General features: G+C 63.5%; 22 protein-coding genes. 10 read left to right on the top strand and 12 right to left on the bottom strand.

The window, feature by feature from the left end:
* Window positions 1-17: 17 nt before the first annotated feature.
* Window positions 18-956, bottom strand: coding sequence for a DUF1499 domain-containing protein (locus B3605_RS10230; protein WP_112944490.1), 939 nt, complete (start codon window positions 954-956; stop codon window positions 18-20).
* Window positions 957-1,199: 243 nt separating this feature from the next.
* Between B3605_RS10230 and B3605_RS10235 the strand changes: the two genes are divergently transcribed.
* Entirely contained in the window at window positions 1,200-1,586 is a 387-nt protein-coding gene (locus B3605_RS10235; RefSeq protein WP_018899033.1) for a hypothetical protein, read from the top strand.
* A gap of 11 nt (window positions 1,587-1,597) precedes the next feature.
* Here B3605_RS10235 and B3605_RS10240 read toward each other — a convergent pair whose 3' ends face one another.
* A complete protein-coding gene (locus B3605_RS10240; RefSeq protein ID WP_018899034.1) occupies window positions 1,598-1,843 on the bottom strand; it encodes a hypothetical protein in 246 nt (81 codons plus the stop codon).
* A 105-nt stretch (window positions 1,844-1,948) separates the two neighbouring features.
* On the opposite strand from B3605_RS10240, the gene B3605_RS10245 reads away from it, so the two are divergent.
* A complete protein-coding gene (locus B3605_RS10245; protein ID WP_018899035.1) occupies window positions 1,949-2,146 on the top strand; it encodes a hypothetical protein in 198 nt (65 codons plus the stop codon).
* Window positions 2,147-2,237: 91 nt separating this feature from the next.
* The gene (locus tag B3605_RS10250) at window positions 2,238-2,513 is read left to right on the top strand and encodes a hypothetical protein (RefSeq protein WP_112944491.1); all 276 of its coding nucleotides are present in this window, start codon (window positions 2,238-2,240) and stop codon (window positions 2,511-2,513) included.
* Between the two features lie 3 nt (window positions 2,514-2,516).
* On the opposite strand, the gene ppdK is transcribed toward B3605_RS10250, so the two are convergent.
* The 5 genes from ppdK to B3605_RS10275 all read right to left on the bottom strand — a co-directional run bounded on the left by ppdK (window position 2,517) and on the right by B3605_RS10275 (window position 10,836).
* On the bottom strand, window positions 2,517-5,189 hold the full coding sequence (gene ppdK, locus B3605_RS10255; protein ID WP_112944492.1) for a pyruvate, phosphate dikinase: 2,673 nt from the start codon (window positions 5,187-5,189) through the stop codon (window positions 2,517-2,519).
* Window positions 5,190-5,584: 395 nt separating this feature from the next.
* The gene (gene smc, locus B3605_RS10260; RefSeq protein WP_112944493.1) at window positions 5,585-9,046 is read right to left on the bottom strand and encodes a chromosome segregation protein SMC; all 3,462 of its coding nucleotides are present in this window, start codon (window positions 9,044-9,046) and stop codon (window positions 5,585-5,587) included.
* An 84-nt stretch (window positions 9,047-9,130) separates the two neighbouring features.
* A complete protein-coding gene (locus tag B3605_RS10265) occupies window positions 9,131-9,823 on the bottom strand; it encodes a DsbA family protein (protein WP_112944516.1) in 693 nt (230 codons plus the stop codon).
* Window positions 9,824-9,988: 165 nt separating this feature from the next.
* Window positions 9,989-10,225, bottom strand: coding sequence for a hypothetical protein (locus B3605_RS10270; protein WP_296433672.1), 237 nt, complete (start codon window positions 10,223-10,225; stop codon window positions 9,989-9,991).
* 122 nt (window positions 10,226-10,347) lie between these two features.
* Window positions 10,348-10,836, bottom strand: coding sequence for a DUF721 domain-containing protein (locus B3605_RS10275; RefSeq protein ID WP_111564363.1), 489 nt, complete (start codon window positions 10,834-10,836; stop codon window positions 10,348-10,350).
* A gap of 94 nt (window positions 10,837-10,930) precedes the next feature.
* On the opposite strand from B3605_RS10275, the gene mutY reads away from it, so the two are divergent.
* From mutY to B3605_RS10295, 4 genes are all read left to right on the top strand, one after another.
* Window positions 10,931-12,028, top strand: coding sequence for an A/G-specific adenine glycosylase (gene mutY / locus B3605_RS10280; protein WP_112944495.1), 1,098 nt, complete (start codon window positions 10,931-10,933; stop codon window positions 12,026-12,028).
* Window positions 12,029-12,637: an HAD family hydrolase gene (locus B3605_RS10285; RefSeq protein WP_112944496.1), complete on the top strand. Its 609-nt coding sequence runs from the start codon at window positions 12,029-12,031 to the stop codon at window positions 12,635-12,637. It begins immediately after the preceding gene.
* 2 nt (window positions 12,638-12,639) lie between these two features.
* Window positions 12,640-13,005: a nuclear transport factor 2 family protein gene (locus B3605_RS10290; RefSeq protein ID WP_112944497.1), complete on the top strand. Its 366-nt coding sequence runs from the start codon at window positions 12,640-12,642 to the stop codon at window positions 13,003-13,005.
* 245 nt (window positions 13,006-13,250) lie between these two features.
* Window positions 13,251-14,162 carry a hypothetical protein gene (locus B3605_RS10295; RefSeq protein WP_112944498.1) on the top strand — a complete coding sequence of 304 codons (912 nt, stop codon included), beginning with the start codon at window positions 13,251-13,253 and terminating at the stop codon, window positions 14,160-14,162.
* A 173-nt stretch (window positions 14,163-14,335) separates the two neighbouring features.
* On the opposite strand, the gene B3605_RS10300 is transcribed toward B3605_RS10295, so the two are convergent.
* Window positions 14,336-15,466 (bottom strand): site-specific DNA-methyltransferase, encoded by a 1,131-nt coding sequence (locus tag B3605_RS10300; protein ID WP_047507873.1) that lies wholly within the window; start codon window positions 15,464-15,466, stop codon window positions 14,336-14,338.
* A gap of 182 nt (window positions 15,467-15,648) precedes the next feature.
* Between B3605_RS10300 and B3605_RS10305 the strand changes: the two genes are divergently transcribed.
* Window positions 15,649-15,834 carry a hypothetical protein gene (locus B3605_RS10305; protein ID WP_112944499.1) on the top strand — a complete coding sequence of 62 codons (186 nt, stop codon included), beginning with the start codon at window positions 15,649-15,651 and terminating at the stop codon, window positions 15,832-15,834.
* Complete coding sequence (locus tag B3605_RS10310) at window positions 15,800-16,285, top strand: hypothetical protein (protein WP_296433677.1); 486 nt, start codon at window positions 15,800-15,802, stop codon at window positions 16,283-16,285. The genes B3605_RS10305 and B3605_RS10310 overlap by 35 nt, the downstream gene beginning before the upstream one ends.
* 1 nt (window position 16,286) lies before the next feature.
* Here the strand turns inward: B3605_RS10310 and B3605_RS10315 are convergent, their stop codons facing one another.
* Window positions 16,287-16,640, bottom strand: coding sequence for an antibiotic biosynthesis monooxygenase family protein (locus B3605_RS10315; RefSeq protein WP_112944501.1), 354 nt, complete (start codon window positions 16,638-16,640; stop codon window positions 16,287-16,289).
* Window positions 16,637-16,966, bottom strand: coding sequence for an NIPSNAP family protein (locus B3605_RS10320; RefSeq protein WP_112944502.1), 330 nt, complete (start codon window positions 16,964-16,966; stop codon window positions 16,637-16,639). Before B3605_RS10320 ends, B3605_RS10315 begins: the two co-directional genes overlap by 4 nt.
* Window positions 16,967-17,068: 102 nt before the next feature.
* Here B3605_RS10320 and B3605_RS10325 point away from each other — a divergent pair, with 102 nt between their 5' ends.
* The gene (locus tag B3605_RS10325) at window positions 17,069-17,767 is read left to right on the top strand and encodes an ArsR/SmtB family transcription factor (protein WP_112944503.1); all 699 of its coding nucleotides are present in this window, start codon (window positions 17,069-17,071) and stop codon (window positions 17,765-17,767) included.
* Here the strand turns inward: B3605_RS10325 and B3605_RS10330 are convergent.
* A complete protein-coding gene (locus B3605_RS10330; RefSeq protein ID WP_112944504.1) occupies window positions 17,764-18,189 on the bottom strand; it encodes a DUF1284 domain-containing protein in 426 nt (141 codons plus the stop codon). The two genes, B3605_RS10325 and B3605_RS10330, sit on opposite strands and share 4 nt — an antisense overlap.
* A 1-nt stretch (window position 18,190) precedes the next feature.
* Window positions 18,191-18,675, bottom strand: a 485-nt coding sequence (locus B3605_RS10335) for a biotin transporter BioY (RefSeq protein ID WP_296433681.1), incomplete at its 5' end; no start/stop codon positions are given.

Raw genomic sequence — 18,675 nt, forward strand, 5'->3', positions numbered from 1 at the left:
CAATCCCACGCTGCGGATCAGCTGCCGGCGATGCCGAGCAGTTCGGCGTCCAGCGCTTTCAGATAGTCCTCGGCGATATCGGCGCTGAAGCCGAGGTCGGAGGGGCCGTAGCGGGAGGCGACGCGGACGTCGACGAAGGTGGTCTCGGCCTCTTCGCGCAGGCGGATGATCACATCGAAGCGCAGGCCGAGAACCAGCGTGCGGGTCTCGCCCTGCAGCGTCACGCCATTGGCACGGCGGATCAGCTGGGCGACGTCGTCGTCATAGGGGCGCGGCGTCGGGACGGGCACGACATCGGGGGCCTCGTCGGGCACGGCGGTGTTGTCGGCGGCTTGGTTCTGGGCTTGGGTCTGGGCCTGGGGCTTGGCGGCCGGTTTGTCCTCGGGGTCGCGCGTCGGCACGCTGTCGCCTTCGGCGCGCGTGATGCGGATACCGTTCAGCTTGGCGACCTTCTTGACGGCCTCCAGCACGCGGTCGATGGCGCCGTCGTAGCGGCGGCCGGTGAGTTCCGGATAGGCTTCCAGCTGCTTTTCGCGATCCTCGGGCGTCACCGGAACCCGCTTCAGCCAGATCTGGTCGGCGCTTGGGGTCTTCAGCCAGTCCGGCACAGAGACGGGATCGGTGGAGACGTCATAGATGACCGGCATGGTGAGATAGCGCTCGACGGCCAGCCCGCCGATGAAAAGCGGCAATGCCGCGAAGATCAGCGCCTTCAGCGCATCATGTCCGCCTTCCGCGCCTGTGAGCCACAGGCTGCGCAGGCCGGCTGCGGCGAGAACCGCGGCCAGGATGCTGAAGCCGGTGGCGACGATGAGGATAAGCACGAGATAGGGCGTGGCGAGGCCAGCGAAGCGGTGACCGATCAGCGCCGCCAGGCACAAGACCAGCGCAAAGGCCGCGAACCGCCTGGAAAAGCGGGCGGCACTGGAAATGGGGCGGTCGAAACGGATTGCCATCAAACTTACCGGTTAGTCGCAAGCGGCGCGTCCCGCATGAACGCGCAAATCGCCCAAGCACTTGTTTAGTGCAAGATTCGCCTAAATTGAAACTGTTGTCTTACGCGAGCGTGTCCAATTCACGATGAACCCACGTTTTAGACCACCAAAGCGGGCATGGATTACGTGAGCATTTTCTGATATTGAGTTGATTTCCCGCAGTTGCAGCATGTTCATCGGTCACGGACGAACAGGAGAAAAGCAATGATCGCATCCGAGCTTGCAGTGGAAAGCCCCATGCCGACGCTATCAGGGGCCGATGCGAGCGATCCGCTTTTGCCGATGGAGCTTCTGGAGCTTGAGCTTTCGCTCGAAAGCTACGATGGCGACAGCGACTTCTGCGATGCGGTGCGCACGGCAGCTGGCAAGAGCGGTGGCGAGTTCCTGTTCGACCTGCCTGCCGAAGGGCTGATCGACGATTGCAAGCGGATCGCGGTGCTGCGCATCCCATCCGCTTCCACCGACATGCGGATCGTGCTCGCGGTGCTCGATCAGAACGGCACCGATATCCGCATGGAAAGCCCGGCGCCGGAGACTGCCCATATCGCGCAGTTCGCCGATGCTTTTATCGAGGTGCTTGAGCGGTTCTAGTCTAGCCTAGTTTAGTCGCGGCCCGATGCGGCTTCCGCCAGCGTGCGGAAGGCGAACTTGCGGCCGCATTCGCACTTGATCACACTGGTTTCCTGAAAATTGGTCTGGCGCTGGACGAAAAGCCCGCGCGGCAGCTGGTCGATGTTGAAGCCCGGGTGCTTGCGCTTCGGATCGTCCGTCTCGGAGGCTTCGGCAAAGCCGCTATTGCCGCATTGCGGGCAGGTCAGCTTTTTCGAGAATCGATCACGCAGTGCCATCAGTCGCTTCCATTTCCGTGAGGCGCCTTCTTATAGCGGTTCTCATCCGGGCGAAAGCCGGAACCAAAGCTTGGGGGCATCGTTTTCCCTTGAAAGGAGACAATCATGCCCAATCGCGACCCGATCCCCGTGCCCACGCCAGAGACCCCGCGCGGCCCGACTCCGACACCCGGCATTCCCGACCGCGTGCAGGAAAAGCCGCCGCTGACGCCGGCACAGGATCCCGGCGACAGCAAGAACCCGAACGACCCGACGCTTGATCCGGCGCTGCTGCCGATCGGCGATCCCGCCGGCGCTGCGTGACAAGTTTTGCGGCTGACGGAGTTTTTAGTTGACGGTTAGACAGGCTTGGCGTCTGCTATTTCAGCAAGATCAATCCGTTGAAGATAAAACCATGCGTATTCTCCCGCTAACGCTCACCATCGCCGCCATTGCGATCGGCCTTTCGGCCTGCCAGACGATGACGCCTGAAGAGCGGCGCGCGGCCGATGAGCGGCAGTGCTTGGGTTATGGCTTCAAGCGCGGCACCGAAGGCTTTGCTACCTGCCTGCAACGCATCGATCTCAACCGGCAGGCGCAGATGCGGGCCGACAGCGACTACGTGATGCGGGACATGTCATGGCGCATGGGCGGCCCCTATTACGGCGGCCCGTACTATCGCTATCGATAAGTTCTACCGAAGCGACCTCTCCTTGATCGCCGCCTGCGCCGCCGCCAATCTGGCGATCGGCACGCGGAAGGGCGAGCAGGAGACGTAGTCGAGGCCGATACCCTCGCAGAAATGGATCGAGGCCGGATCGCCGCCGTGCTCACCGCAGATGCCGAGCTTCATGTCGGCGCGGGTGCGCCTACCGCGTTCGGTGGCGATGCGGATCAGTTCGCCGACACCATCGAAATCCAGCGAGATGAAGGGGTCATGCTCAATGATGCCCTTGCGCTGGTAGGTCGGGATGAAGGCCGAGGCGTCGTCGCGCGAGATGCCGAAGGTGGTCTGCGTCAGGTCGTTGGTGCCGAAGGAGAAGAACTCGGCGGCTTCGGCGATGATATTGGCGCGCAGTGCCGCGCGCGGCAACTCGATCATCGTGCCGACGAGATAATCGATCTGCATCTCGGCTTCCGTCATCACATCGCGGGCGATGGCATCGATGCGATCCTTGACGTAATCGAGCTCTGAGCGAAGGCCGACGAGCGGCACCATGATCTCCGGCACAACGGCGGCACCCGTCTCGCGCGCCGCATGGACGGCAGCCTCGAAGATGGCCCGTGCCTGCATCTCGACGATCTCCGGATACGAAATCGCCAGGCGGCAGCCGCGATGGCCGAGCATAGGATTGAACTCGTGCAGCGCATCGACGCGCTGGCGAAGCGCTGTCGCGTCCATGTTCATGGCGGCCGCGACATCGGCGATTTCCTCGTCGGTCTTCGGCAGGAATTCATGCAGCGGCGGATCGAGAAGGCGGATCGTCACCGGCAGACCGTGCATGACGTTGAAGAGGCTCTCGAAATCCTCGCGCTGCATGGGGAGCAGCCTGTCGAGCGCCGTGCGGCGGCCCGCCTCATCTTCCGCCAAAATCATCTCGCGCATGACATGGATGCGCTCGCCTTCGAAGAACATGTGCTCGGTGCGGCAAAGGCCGATGCCCTCGGCGCCGAAGGAGCGGGCGGCGCGGGCGTCGGCCGGCGTATCGGCGTTGGTGCGCACCGTCATGCGGCGGACGCGATCGGCCCATTCCATGATGCGGCCGAAATCGCCCGAGAGCGCCGGCTGCACCATCGGCACCTCGCCCTTCAGCACCTGCCCGGCCGATCCGTCGATGGTGATGATATCGCCCTTCTTCAGCGTCACGCCCATGCCGATCAGCCGCTCGTTGCGCAGATCGATGCGCATGGTGCCGGCGCCGACGACGCAGGGTATGCCCATGCCGCGGGCAACGACGGCCGCGTGGCTGGTCATGCCGCCACGGGTCGTGAGGATGCCTTCGGCGGCATGCATGCCGTGGATGTCCTCGGGGCTGGTCTCGACACGGAGCAGGATGACCTTACGCCCCTCCTCTTCCGCCATGACCGCCTCTTCGGCGGTGAAGACGATCTCGCCAGATGCAGCACCCGGCGATGCCGGAAGACCGGTGCCGATCACCTCGCGCGCAACGCGGGGGTCGATGGTCGGATGCAGCAGCTGATCGAGCGAGGACGGCTCGATGCGCAGCACTGCCTGCTCCTCGGTGATCATCTTCTCATCCACCATATCGACGGCGATCTTCATTGCCGCGCGGGTCGAGCGCTTGCCTGATCGCGTCTGCAACATCCAGAGCGTGCCGCGCTCGATGGTGAACTCGATATCCTGCATGTCGAGATAATGCGCCTCGAGACGATCGCAGATCGCCACGAACTCCCGGAAGGCTTCCGGCATCAGCTTTTCCATCGACGGCCGGTCGGAGCCGGAGGAGATGCGCGCCTCTTCGGTGATGCTCTGCGGCGTGCGGATGCCCGCGACGACATCCTCGCCCTGGGCATTGACCAGAAACTCGCCGTAGAGCGACTTTTCGCCGGTCGACGGGTTGCGGGTGAAGGCGACGCCGGTGGCCGACGAATTGCCGAGATTGCCGAAGACCATGGCCTGAATATTGACGGCGGTGCCCCAGCTCTCGGGAATATTGTGGAGATGGCGATAGGTGACGGCGCGGGCGCTCATCCAGCTCGAAAACACCGCGCCGACCGCGCCCCAGAGCTGCACCTGCGGATCCTGAGGAAACTCCTCGCCGAGTTCTTCTTCCAGCACCGCCTTGTAGAGATGGACGACGTGCTGCCATTCGCTCGCAGTCATCTCGGTATCGTATTCGTAGCCGTGGCGGGCCTTCTCGTCTTCCAGGATCTCCTCGAAGACCTCGTTGTCGAGGCCCATCACGACATCGGCGTACATCTGGATGAAGCGACGGTAGCTATCCCAGGCGAAGCGCGCGTCGCCGGCATCATGGCCGAGCGCCTGAACGGTCTCGTCGTTGAGCCCGAGGTTCAGCACCGTGTCCATCATACCCGGCATCGACACGCGCGCACCGGAGCGGACCGACAGCAGCAACGGGCTGGCACCAGCGCCGAAGCGACGGCCGGTGACGGCCTCTATGCTCGATATACCCGACAGCACCTGCTCGCGCACCTCTTCCGAGATACGGCGGCCATCGCGATAATAGGCGGAACAGGCGTCGGCGGTGATGGTCAAGCCGGGGGGAACGGGCAGGCCGAGGCTGCACATCTCGGCGAGATTGGCCCCCTTGCCGCCCAGCATTTCATGGTCGAGCGCTCGCCCCTCCGCCGCGCCATTACCGAATGTATAGACCCACTTGGTCATGCTCTCCCCAACACCAAAATCGGGATCAGCTTAATCCCTTGGTGTTAAAATGAAAATCGCACAAATACGGCCAAAATGTTGCAGTGCACAACATCCGCACATTCTAACCGTTTGAACTTTTGGGAAGAGTAATAAAGCTTTGCGGGACCGCAACAAAGTCCCGCAAAGCCTTATTTCCGTCCGGCCAGGAAAACCGGACGGGGGGTTCAGCATGCCGACACGACGTGGAGGAAGCCTCAACACATGCGCACGGCAATCTGTACGCAAAACCGGTGGCGCGATCCCTGCGGACCGCACATACAGTTTCTTCTAATGCAAGATGGGTAAAAAGGCATCACCTTATTGGGTGAGAAAGCTACTCAGAGGCGACCTTTTTTGGGTGTTTCGCCTTGACCTCAGGCGATCTCGCGCAATTGTTCGGCGGTTTGCAGGTCGACGGAGACCAGCTGCGACACGCCCTGTTCCGCCATCGTCACGCCGAAGAGGCGGTTCATACGGGCCATGGTGATCGGGTTGTGGGTGATGATGACGAAGCGCGTCTCGGTGGAGGCTGCCATCTCGTCCATCAGGTTGCAGTAGCGCTCGACGTTGTGATCGTCGAGCGGCGCGTCTACTTCGTCGAGCACGCAGATCGGCGCCGGGTTGGTGAGAAACACCGCGAAGATCAGCGCCATCGCCGTCAGCGCCTGCTCGCCGCCCGAGAGCAGCGTCATGGTCTGTGGCTTCTTGCCCGGTGGGCGGGCGAGGATTTCGAGGCCTGCTTCCAGCGGATCGTCGGATTCGATCAGCTGCAGCTCGGCCGTGCCGCCGCCGAACAGGTGGGTGAAGAGACGCTGGAACTGGGTGTTGACGACATCGAAGGCGGCGATCAGGCGCTCGCGGCCCTCGCGGTTCAGGCTCTGGATGGCGCCGCGCAGCTTGCGGATCGCGTCGATGACGTCGTCGCGCTCTTTGATCAGCGCCGCCAGCCGGTCGCTCAATTCCTTTTGCTCTTCCTCGGCGCGCAGGTTGACCGCACCCAGCCGCTCGCGCTCCATCTTCAGCCGCTCCAGCTCGCGCTCGACCTCGCGCAGATCAGGCATCGCCTGCATGACGTCGAGGCCGGCGAGCCGGAAGGCTTCGTGCGGGGCAACGTTAAGCGCCTCGCGGATGCGCGCCTCGCCCTCCACGCGCTTTTCGCGGGCCGAAACCAGGCGCTCTTCGGCGCGGCCGCGGCGTTCGCGGCTTTCGGCAAGCTCGGAGAGCGCAATCGCCGCCTTGTGATCGACGTCGCGCTGCATCAGCTCGGCCTGAGCCAACAGATCGGCGGCGGCGCGTCTAGCATCATCGGCCTTTTGCAGCTCGTTCAGCAGGCCACGGCGCTTGTCGTCGAATTCGTCCGGCGCCATTTCGAGATCGGCGGCTTCCTCGCGCGCCTCTTCCTCGCGGTCGCGCAGTGTCGCGATGTGGTCCTCGGCGCTTGCCGCGCGCTGGCGCCAGGTCTCGCGCTCCTGGCCGATCGCGATGATGCGGCGCTGGCGGGCGTCGTTTTCGCGGTTCAGGCTCTCGTGGCGGGCACGGGCTTCGGCAAGGGCGCCGCGATCGGTCGCCACATCGGCCTGCTGCAGCCGCAGGCGCTCGTCGAGTGCGGAGAGATCCGGCGCGTCGTCGAGCTCGATGCGGGCGTTTTCTTCCTGGATGGCGATGTCTTCGAGCTGGCTCTGCAGCTGGCTGACGGCTTCGGCGATGACATCGCGGCGACGGATGAGATCGCCGGAGGCGCGCTCGGCGGCCGCCAGAGCCTCGCGCGCTTCCGCCAGCTGGCGTGCGGCCATGCGCGCGGTATCGCGGGCCTCGGCCAGGCGATGTTCCTCGCCCGAGATGGCTTCCGCCGCGATCGCCAGCTGCTCTTCGGCCTCGGCCAACACGTCGCGGGCGATCGATGCTTCACTCTCGAGCTCGGAGAGACGGTTCTTCTGGGCAAGCCGGAGTGCTGCGGCACTCGGCGCATCGGCGCCGGTGACGTGGCCATCCCAGCGATAGACGGCGCCATCCCGGGTGACGAGGCGCTGACCGGGCTTCAGGCTCGCCATCAGGCCCGGTGCATCCGCGTCGGAGACGAGGCCGATCTGCTTTAGACGGCGGGCAAGGGCTGCGGGCGCGCGGACATGCGTGATCAGCGGCGTGACGCCTGACGGCAGCGCCGGATCGGCCGCGCCATCGCCGTTTTCCGACCAGTGGGCGGGCGCCTTCGGGTCGAGCGGGGATTCGAGATCATCGCCAAGGGCAGCACCCACGGCGGTCTCGAAGCCGCGATCGACCTTGAGATCATCGGCGACAGGCGCGAATTCGCCGGCCGTGGCGCCGGATGCCAGCATGCGGGAAATGGTGCGCGCTTCGGTCTCGATGGCGTTCAGCTGGGCGCGGGCCTGATCGACCGGCGCACGCGACATCGCCTCCGTCTGGCGGGCAGCGGCCAGCGCCTGCTCGACCGCCTGGATGGCGGCTTCAGCCTCGGCGACAGCGCTTTCGCCGGCTTCGACCACCATGCGCTTCTCATCGGGATCGGGCAGCGTCGCGATACGCTCGCCGATGCCTGACAGCTCGCGATTGGCCTCATCCATCTGGCGCTCGAGGCGCATCTTGCGATCGGAGAGATCGCGGATGGCGCGTTCGAGCTGGTTGCGGCCGGCGGCGGCCTCGGCGCGTTCCGATGTCAGGCCGGCGAAGATGCGCTCGCTGTCGGCAAGCCTGGCGGCGGCTTCCTCGAAAGCCTCGCGGGTCTCTTCCGCGTAGCGGCCGGAATCGGCGAGGATCTCGTTGATCTCGGCCTCCTCAGCATCGAGGCGCTGGAGGATTTCAGCATTGTCTGCGACGAGCCGCTCCTCGCGCCTGATATCCTCCGAGAGCTGTGCCAGGCGGCGGGTTAGCTCATCGCGGCGGCGCAGGATGCGGTTGGCGTCTTCTTCCAGCTGGGTCTTGGCGATCTGCAGGCGCTGCAGGGCAGCCGCGGCGCGGGCTTCGCCCTCGCGCAGTTCCGGCAGCTTGAGGCTCGATATGCCCTGCGACTTGGCGGCCTCCATCTGCATCTGCGCCTTTTCGGCGACGATGGAGGTGGCCTGGTTGAGCGCGCTGTCGGCCTCGGCTTCCGCCTCCTTGGCCTGCACCCAGCGGATATGCAGGAGCATCGCCTCGCGGGCGCGGATATCGGCGGAAAGCGACTTGAAGCGATTGGCCTGGCGGGCCTGGCGCTTCAGGCTCTCGATCTGGCTTTCGAGCTGCGACGTCACGTCGTCGAGACGTTCGAGATTGCTTTCGGCCGCGCGCAGACGAAGCTCGGCCTCGTGGCGGCGCGAATGCAGGCCGGAAATGCCGGCGGCTTCTTCCAGCAACTGGCGACGGGCCTGCGGCTTGGCCGAGATCAGCTCGCCGATACGCCCCTGCCCCACCATAGACGGCGAGCGGGCGCCGGTGGAGGCGTCGGCGAAGAGCAGCTGCACATCCTTGGCGCGGCTTTCCTTGCCGTTGATGCGGTAGACCGAGCCCTGCTCGCGCTCGATGCGGCGGGTGACCTGGATCTCGTCGCTATCGTTGAAGCCGGCGGGCGCGGTGCGGTCGGCATTGTCGAGATAGAGCGCCACCTCGGCGGTGTTGCGGGCGGGACGATTGCCGGAACCGGAGAAGATCACGTCGTCCATGCCCGACGCGCGCATGTTCTTGTACGAGTTCTCGCCCATCACCCAGCGCAGCGCCTCGACAAGATTGGACTTGCCGCAGCCATTCGGCCCGACGACACCGGTCAGGCCGCGCTCGATGACGAATTCAGCGGGTTCGACGAAGGATTTGAAGCCGACGAGGCGGAGCTTGTTGAACTTCATGCGGTCGCCTCAGCCGGGCGCTGGCCCAACGAAAAAACGGGCGCACGGCTTCCGCCGTCGCCCGTCTTATAGGAACGGCTCAGCTTAAAGCAGGCTGTCGATAAGGGCCGACATGATGTCAACCGACATGTCTCCAGAGTAGCGCTTCCCGTTGATGAGGAAAGTCGGCGTGGCGTTGACGCCGAAATCCTTTGAACCCCGTTCCCGCGTCGCGTTCACTTCATCCAGCAGCTTCTGGTTCGTCAAGCACTTCGTGAAGCTTTCCTCACTAAATCCAGCGAGTTTGGACATCTGCAGCAGTGCGGCGCGGCCATCTTCGGCAGCGGCCCAGGTCTGCTGCTGCTTGAAGAGCATCGAGACCATCGGGAAATACTGCTCCGGCGTGCTCAGATCTTCAGGCTTGGACGGATTGCAGCGAGCCAGCATGAAGGCTGCGGCAGCGCGCGGGTCGAAGGGGAATTCGCGGATGATGAAGCGAGCCTTGCCGGTGTCGACATACTTCTTCTTGATCTCGTCGAAGGTGGTGGTGTGGAAGTGCGCGCAGTGCGGGCAGGTCATCGACATGTATTCGACGATGGTGACCTTGGCGTCGTCCTTGCCCAGCACCATTTCCGGCAGAGCGCCCGGCTTCAGCACGGCTTCCATGTCGACATCGCCGTCGGACTTCGGAATTTCCACAGCCGCATTGGCGCTGCTGAAGACCGCCATGCTGGCGGTCGCGGCAGCAACGCCGCCCAGGAGCTGGCGCTTGGTCAGTTGCATTTCGGACATCTGCATAATTTCCTCATAAACGAGAGTAGCGGCTGGAAGTGCGATATAACGGCTGACGGCCGCGAACAAGGCACGCATGAACGAGTTTCTTCAAACAATTGTGACCTTGATGGGACGAAGGGGCGGGAGTGGCAAGCAACTCTTGATTTTATTTGGCACGGAAGGCGGCGCTTAGTCCTTGCCTTCGCGTCTCATGCGCTCAGCGTGGCGACGCTCGATGCGATCGAAAACAACGTCGGCATCGATATCAGGCCTCGGGTCGTCGATTGCTTCGTTTATGTAGCGACGCATCATTTCTTCAAGGGGAATGCCTTCTCGTCCGCTTTTTCGAGCCTCCTCAAGACGTTCCTCGGCGAGGTAAAAGTCTTCGAGATCATCCAGATATTGGGGCGAGAGCTTCTTGAACATGAAAGGTCGTGGAGCGGCCTGTGCGTACAGCAAGGCGTTCGAGTCGCTCTTCGAGTTCTTCGAGCAGGAGTATGGAAAGCATGGCATTCCTCCTTGCTAGACGCGTACGCGTCGATGTCTCGTCAGCGCCCCTTCTTCCCCAACACCGCCGTGCCCAGCCGCTTCACCGCCTCGCGCAGTTTTTCATTGTCGATGCCCTCCATCATCCCCTCCAGGCGGCGCGCCGCCTCGCCTTTCAGCGGCGGCGGGGTGCGCGAGCGTTTGAAGGCTTGGGAGACCGGCTTCTGGACGATGCGGATCTGGTGGACGGCGGAGAAGCCGAAGAAGCTGTTGATGCGCTGGATGAGTTCGCCCTGCGCATGCGTGAGAAACAAGGCGCGGGCGCCTTCGCAGGCGATGGTCAAGACGCCGGGGCGGAAGCTGCCGTCATCGCCGCCGCGCGCCCAGGCGATCTTTTCGGGGCGGGTGCAATCGGCGAAATCCTCGCCGGCGATCTCGTCCCAGGAGCCGAGCAGCGCGGTGTTGATGCCGGCGCGCTTGGCGAGCACGGGGTCGATCAGGCCGTTGGCCAGTTCGGAGATCTGTTTTTCACCTTTGCGTGGATAACTCATGGAAACCTTTGGATGCCGCCGCTATCGGGCGCCGCCGCCTTGATCGGGCGGCAATGCTTCGCCAAGTATAGGGCACGTCCCCTCCGCACGGCAAATGATGACCTTAAAGACCACCACCGCGCCCTCAGCAAAGCCCCTGCTCGACTGGTACGATCGCCATCACCGCGACCTGCCCTGGCGCGTTTCGCCGCCGATGGCAAAGCGCGGGATCAAGCCCGATCCCTATCATGTGTGGCTTTCCGAGGTCATGCTGCAGCAGACCACGGTTCCAGCAGTCAAAGCCTATTTCCTGAAATTCCTCGCGCGCTGGCCGACGGTTGGCGATCTTGCTGCCGCACCCAGCGAGGACGTGATGGCGGCATGGGCGGGGCTTGGCTATTACGCGCGGGCCCGCAACCTGAAGAAATGTGCCGAGGCCGTGGCATACGATCATGGCGGTATCTTTCCAGATACGGAGGAAGGGCTGAAGGCGCTGCCGGGGATCGGCGATTATACGGCAGCGGCGGTGGCGGCGATCGCGTTCAACCGGCAGGCTGCCGTGATGGACGGCAATATCGAGCGGGTGATTTCGCGTCTCTATGCGATCTCGACGCCGCTGCCTGCAGCCAAACCCTTGATGAAGCAGAAGGTGGCGCTGCTGACGCCGGCGGACCGGCCGGGCGATTTCGCGCAGGCGATGATGGATCTCGGCGCCACGATCTGTACGCCGAAGCGGCCCGCCTGCGCGCTCTGTCCCTTCAACGGATCGTGCGAGGCGCTGGCGCTGCACGATCCCGAGCATTTTCCGGTCAAGGCCGCCAAGAAGGCCAAGCCCGTTCGCGTTGGTGCTGCCTTCGTGGCGGTGACATCAGATGGCGAAGTGCTGTTGCGACGCAGGATCGAGAGCGGGTTGCTCGGCGGCATGACCGAGGTGCCGACGACGGGTTGGACGGCGCGGATCGACGGCGAGACCTCGGCGGACGCCGCCCCCTTCGCGGCCGACTGGCAGCCATCGGGCATCGTCACCCATGTCTTCACCCATTTCGAGCTCAGGCTATCGATCTGGCGCGTGGCGATCCCCGACAGAATCGAACGGGATGACGGATGGTGGGAGCCGGTTACAAATCTTGACGCGCAGGCATTGCCCACAGTCATGAAAAAAGCGATCACAACGGCTATTCCACGCGCGTTTCAACAGTCCAAGGACGGATAAATGCCTATTGATCATATCGTTTTCGATATCGGGAAAGTTCTTATCCATTACGATCCGAACATTCCCTTCAGCCGCATCATTCCGGATGCAGCCGAGCGGCAGTGGTTCTTCGACAATGTCTGCACCCACGACTGGAACATCGAGCAGGATCGCGGCCGCACATGGGCGGATGCCGAGGCGCTTTTGATCGAAACGCATCCCGATCGCGCGGAACACATCCGCGCCTTCCGCAAGCACTGGCACGAGATGGTATCGCACTCCTACGACGACAGTGTCGCCATCATGGAAGGGCTGATCGCCGAGGGCCGCGACGTGACGATGCTGACCAACTTCGCCTCCGACACGTTCCGCGAAGCTCAAGCGCGCTTCCCCTTCCTCACCAAGCCGCGCGGCGTCACCGTCTCGGGCGATATCGGCCTGATCAAGCCTGATATCGCGATCTACGAAGCGCACACAGCGAGCTTCGGCCTCAATCCGGCAACGACGATCTTCATCGACGATTCGGCGCCCAACATCGAAGGCGCCAAGAAGGCGGGATGGGACGCGGTGCTCTTCACCGGCGCCGAGCAGCTGCGCGCCGATCTTGCAGAACGCGGCGTGAGGGTCTGACCATGGCATTCGATCCAGTCAAGGAAATCACCCTGTTTCACGATGCGATCAACAGGCTCGACTACCAGATGATCGAGGACTATTTCGCCGAGGACGCGACCTATGTCTCGAACGGCGTCGGCAGTCTTTCGGGCCGCGACGAGATCATGACGGCGTTCCGCAAATATTTCGACGACTATCCCGACCAGACGGCCTTCAACACGCTTGTCGAGCGCGTCAGCCCCTATGCCGGGCGCGCCGTATGGTCGGTGCGCGCCACCCACAGCAAGACCGGCAAGCCGCTGGTGCGCGAGGGCGAGGAGACGATCACCTTCAACGAGGAGGGACGTGTGACGCGGGTGGATGTGAAGGATTATCGGGACTTCTAAGCCGGAGAAGCTTCCAGGCCTCCCTCCCGGCGCGAAGAGAAACCGTAAATCTCTCATCGCCTTAGGAACAATCAGCGCCGTTGACGGTTTTGTGAGGACCCGCGCATGACGCGGTTTTGAGCAAACGATAAGTCAGCCGTGCTGACGGGAGGTTATGATGGGTAGAGGTATCTTGCTGTGGTTTCTGGGCGTTCCGATTCCGCTGATCCTGATCATCCTGCTGTTCTGGCACTAGGGGGTCGGCGATGTCCTTTACCTCCTCCACCGTGGTGACCGATGCACCACTGGAATCATCGGCTCCCGCCGTCAGCTGGGGGCCGATCATCGCCGGCACGCTGGCCGCGACCGCGATCTCGCTGATCTTCATCCTGATCGGCTCAGGCCTTGGCCTGACCATGGTATCGCCCTGGTCGCATGACAACGCCTCGCTGACCACGATCGGCGCAACGGCCGCGATCTGGCTGATCGTCGTGCAATGGGTTTCGGCCGCACTCGGCGGTTATCTGACCGGCCGGTTGCGCACCAAATGGGTCGGTGTCCACACCTACGAGGTCTTCTTCCGCGATACCGCGCATGGTTTCCTCTCCTGGGCGCTGGCAACAGTGGTCGTTGCCGGATTGCTGGGATCGGCGCTGTCGTCGGTGATCAGCACCGGCACGCAGGCCACCGCGACAGCGGTGGGTACGGTCGGCGCCGCGGGTGCCGGGGCGGCTGTCAGCGCCAGCGATGGCACGAGCGGTTTCTCGCCGGCCTACTTTACCGACGCCTTGCTGCGCCCCGCCAACACGGCGCCGGCGGCCGGCAACCAGAGCGACGAAGCGGTCAATGCCCAGGTGACGCGCGTGCTGGTGAACGGCATTGTCGACGGCAAGCTTTCGGCCGATGACCAGGCCTTTGTCGAGCAGGTGGTTGCTGCCCGCACCGGCCTGTCCGCGACCGATGCCAAGGCACGCGTCGACGCCGTCATGAAGCGCATCGACGACGCCAAGCTTGCCGCCAAGGAAGCTGCGGATAACGCCCGCAAGACGGCTTCGGCGGTTGCCCTGTTCGGCGCGCTGTCGCTGTTCGTCGGCGCCTTCATCGCCAGTGTCGCCGCCGCGATCGGCGGGCGCCAGCGCGACGAGGACGAAGAGCGGACGGCGTTGCTGCGCCGCTAGATGACAAAGCTGAAAACTGAAAAGACGCTCGGAGCGATCCGGGCGTCTTTTGTTTTTCTCGGAAGTCCAGAACTGAAGACGCCCGGGGTATGATCCCGGGCGCCTTTTGCCGTCTTCCGCAACTGGAGGTACAAAAACCGGTCGACGGCAGTCTCGATCGGGCCTTTCGCGGATCAGCCCGCGTTTGCCAGATCACTGCGGATGACGGCCCTGAGATCGTCGATCGGGCGCAGGGATTGCCCATCGTCGAAGTGCCAGAATGTCCATCCGTTGCATGCGTCGAAACCCTGGACCTTTGCGCCCATTCTATGGATCGAACCCGCCTCGCCGCCAGCCGTAACCGTGCCGTCGGCGCGAACGATCGCGCTATAGCGACGCTTGGCGTCGGTCAGCACCTGGCCGGGCTTGATCAGGCCGCTTTCGACCAGCGTGTTGAAGGCCACGCGGACCTCCTGCTTCTTGCCGGTCATGACAGTCAGCTCCGCCTTGCCGAGCGGCTCGACGGCCTCGATGCGGGCGGACGCCGCGTCGATGTAATCCTGCTCGCGCTCGATGCCGACGAAGTGGCGGCCGAGGCGCTTGGCGACGGCGCCCGTCGTGCCCGAGCCGAAGAACGGGTCGAGGATGATGTCGCCTGGCTTTGACGAGGCCATGATGACGCGGGCAAGCAGCGCTTCCGGCTTCTGCGTCGGATGCACCTTCTTGCCGTCCTCGCCCTTCAGGCGCTCGTGGCCGTTGCAGATCGGGAACAGCCAGTCGGAGCGCATTTGCACGTCGTCGTTGGAGGCCTTCAGCGCATCGTAGTTGAAGGTGTAGCCCTTGGCCTTGGCGTTCGGGCTCGCCCAGATCATCGTCTCATGGGCGTTCTGGAAGCGACGGCCCTTGAAGTTCGGCATCGGGTTGGTCTTGCGCCAGACGATGTCGTTCAAGATCCAGAAATTCAGATCCTGCAGCGTCGCGCCGACGCGGAAGATGTTGTGATAGGAACCGATGACCCAGAGCGTGCCGGTCGGCTTCAGCACGCGGCGGCAGGCGAGCAGCCAGGCTCGGGTGAAGGCATCATAGGCTTCGAAGGAGGCGAACTGGTCCCATTCGTCATCGACCGCATCGACCAGCGACTGATCGGGACGATGCAGATTGCCGCCGAGCTGCAGGTTATAGGGCGGATCGGCGAAAATGACGTCTACGGAATGGGTCGGGAGGGCTTCAAGAGCGGCAACGCAATCGCCCTTGATGATCGTGTCGATCCAGGAATCCGGCTTTGCGGAGGCCTTGAGATCGGCAAGCGGAAATACAGACGCCATCTTTTAACTCGCTCATACACATTACGCTCTTTACTGTCTGTTATGGTTACTCATCTTGGTTACCAAAGCCTGAACCGGGGTACGATTTCGGGAAAATAAAATCGCCAGCCCGCGCCATGGGGCACCCACTTGCCGGTTTGCGGGCCATTGCCTATGATTGAATTCTGAGGAGCGAACACGCGATGCGATCGACCAAGGCAGCCGAAAGCTCAGGAAAGCAACCGTCCCGGAAGAGCATTCTCGCGGGAGAGTTGACCGACGAAGAAATTCGGCTGATCCGCAATGCGCGCTTTGAAACCGACGCGACTTACGAACTTGACGATCTTGATGAGGATGGAAAGCTCAGCCCTTCGAAGCGGCCGAGCTGATCCCTTGAAGATACCGCCTCGTCCGCCCGTAGGATGCCTGGTCGCCTACGAGTTCCTGTGGCGCTCACAGAGCCAGTATCGGGAGGATGGCTTCAAGGTCTATCCGGCCGCGATCGTCTTTGCCCGCGATCAAGGTGACAACGAAATCCTGACCTACGCGCTGGGCATGTCTCATAGCGCTCCTTCCGACACACAACGCGCTGTTGAAGTGCCGATAAAGCTGAAGAGGCATTTGGGACTCGATGACAGCCCCTCCTGGATCTACACCGATCAGCTGAACGTCTTCGTGTGGGCGGGCGCCGATCTGCGCCCTGCCTCCTGGCTTTCGGACAGGCCCAATCTCGACAGCTGTGTGATCGGCGCGCTGCCGAAAGGGTGGTTCCAGGACCTGCTGCAACATCTCGAAGACAGCCGCCAAATGCAGCGACTGCAGGCCACCAAGCGCACGTGAATTACCTCACCACATCATGCACCGCCCGGCTATCTGCCGGCGCCTCGTCCCGCTCGTTCATCCCGTAATCACGCACGACATGGCCGATGCGCAGGCGGTAATCGGCGAAAATGCCGCCGCGGCCGGCGGCCTGGGCGGCGCGGTGGCATTCTAGGTTGCGCCAGCGTTTGACTGCTTCCTCGTCGCGCCAGAAGGAGAGCGAGAGCAGCTTGCCGCGCATCGTCAGGCTTTCGAAGCGCTCGATTGAGATGAAGCCGTCCATCTTCTCAAGCTCGGCGCGCAGTTCGCCGGCAAGGTCGAGATAGGTGTGGCGCTCGCCCATATAGGGCAGGACTTCGAAGATGACGGCGATCATGGCAGCACCTTTGCGACGTGGGGGAGCGAGACGTTCTTCAGGAAGATGCGGTCCTCCTTGAGGATGAAGCGTTCGCGTCTTGCGAATTCATAGTTCTCGCGGCCAAGCGGATCGGCGGCAAGGCGGGCGCGGTAGGCTTCGTAGGCGGCAAGGCTTTCGATGTTGTAGACGCCGTAGGCCGTGGTCGCGGAACCCTCATGCGGGGCGAAATAGCCGATGAGGTCGGCGCCGTTGCGGGGGATGGCCTGGCCCCAGTTGCGCGCGTATTCGGCGAAGGCATCCTTCTTGAACGAGTCGATTTCGTAGCGGATGAAGCAGGTGATCATCACTCTTTCTCCTTGGTTGCAGAATGGTTTTGCCATGTTGCGAGACGGAGATGCTTCGGCTACGGTCGAAGTATGGAAGATGACATCCTGAGGAGGTGAGCCGTGAAGGAAGGACCTGATATCGCCCAGATCGGCGCGCTGATCGGCGACCCCGCCCGCGCCAACATGCTGGCCGCGCTGACGGGTGGCAAGGCGCTGACCGCGACCGAGCTCGCCGCGGTCGGCGGCATCACACTGCAGACGGCGAGCGCGCATCTCGCCAAGCTCGAGGCCGGCGGGCTGCTCCTTCCCCGCAAGCAGGGGCGGCATCGCTATTTCACGCTTGCCGACGAGACGGTGGCTCGGCTGATCGAAAGCATGATGGGTTTTGCCGCGAGCCGTGGACATCTGCGCCACCAGCCCGGACCGAAGGAGCCGGCGCTGCGCAAGGCGCGGATCTGCTACGACCATCTTGCCGGCGATTACGGGGTGCGGATGCTGGATAGCCTCGTCGCCAAGGGCGCGATCGATGCCGTGGGCGACGGGTTGGCGCTGACGGCGAAGGGCGAGGAGACGTTCCAGTGCATCGGGATTAATGTCGCCGACCTCAAGGCATCGCGGCGGCCGCTCTGCCGCTCTTGCCTGGATTGGAGCGAGCGGCGGGCGCATTTGGCCGGCAGCCTCGGCAAGGCGCTGCTGGCGAATTTCTTCGACAAGGGCTGGGCGCGGCGCACGGCGGGCAGCCGCTCGGTGATCTTTTCGCCAGAGGGCGAGCGGCAGTTCCTTGCGCTGTTTCCGGTGGAGACGCCAGTCGCGGCCTAGTTGGCCGCGACCAGTACATCGGTAAAGCCGCGCTCGGCGATATCGTTGCAGAGTTCGCTCCATTCGCACTCGTCGCAAGCCTTGCGGATCGTGCCGAGAGCGAAATTGCGGCGCAGGCGTTTCAGCAGCGCCGCGTTGGGATAGATGCGAGTGCCCTTCCAGACCGCGATCCCCAGCATACGGCCGACGGCTTGCGCCGCCGCCCTGTCGCGGACCACGACGCTTTCGTTGTGGCAATGCGCCGCCGTTCCTGAGAGCAGCGGCGCGCAGATATCGTCGGGGCCGTCGACCAGCTCGATCTCCTCGCCCGACGACAGGCGCCGGGCGATGCGGATGTAGTTCTCGGTGAAGGCGGGCGTGTAGCCTTCACCGACGAAGGTGAGCATGCAGAGCAGGTGGTGGGCGCGCAGGCGAACGGTCATTTCAGCGGCCGGTGTAGATCCTGATACCCTTCAGCACGGCTGCCGCCAGCGCCGATTTCAGCACGGCGCCCAGGATGAAGGGGGCAACGCCGAGCAGCCAGGCCTTTTCCATGCCGAGCAGGTTTGCGAGCCACAGGCCGCCGATCGCCAGGCACAGGATATTGGCGGCGAAGTGGGCGGCGAAGCTGCGGATCACGGCGTCGCCGGTCCAGCCGCGCGCGGCAAGCCAGCCGGCAAGGGCCGCGACAACAGGGAAGGATGCGAGATAGCCCGCCGTCGGGCCGGCGAATGGCGCCAGGCCGCCGGCGCCACCGGCCAGAACCGGGAAGCCCATGGCTGCTTCAGCGAGCCAGGCGAGAACCGTCGCCGCGCCGAGACGCCAGCCATAGAGCGCGCCGATCATCGTCACCGCGAAGGTCTGCATGGTGATCGGCACCGGCACCATCGGCACCGAGATCTGCGAGGCGAGCGCCAGGATGAGCGTGC

This window comes from Rhizobium sp. UBA1881, assembly GCF_002338015.1.
GTDB lineage: Bacteria > Pseudomonadota > Alphaproteobacteria > Rhizobiales > Rhizobiaceae > Rhizobium.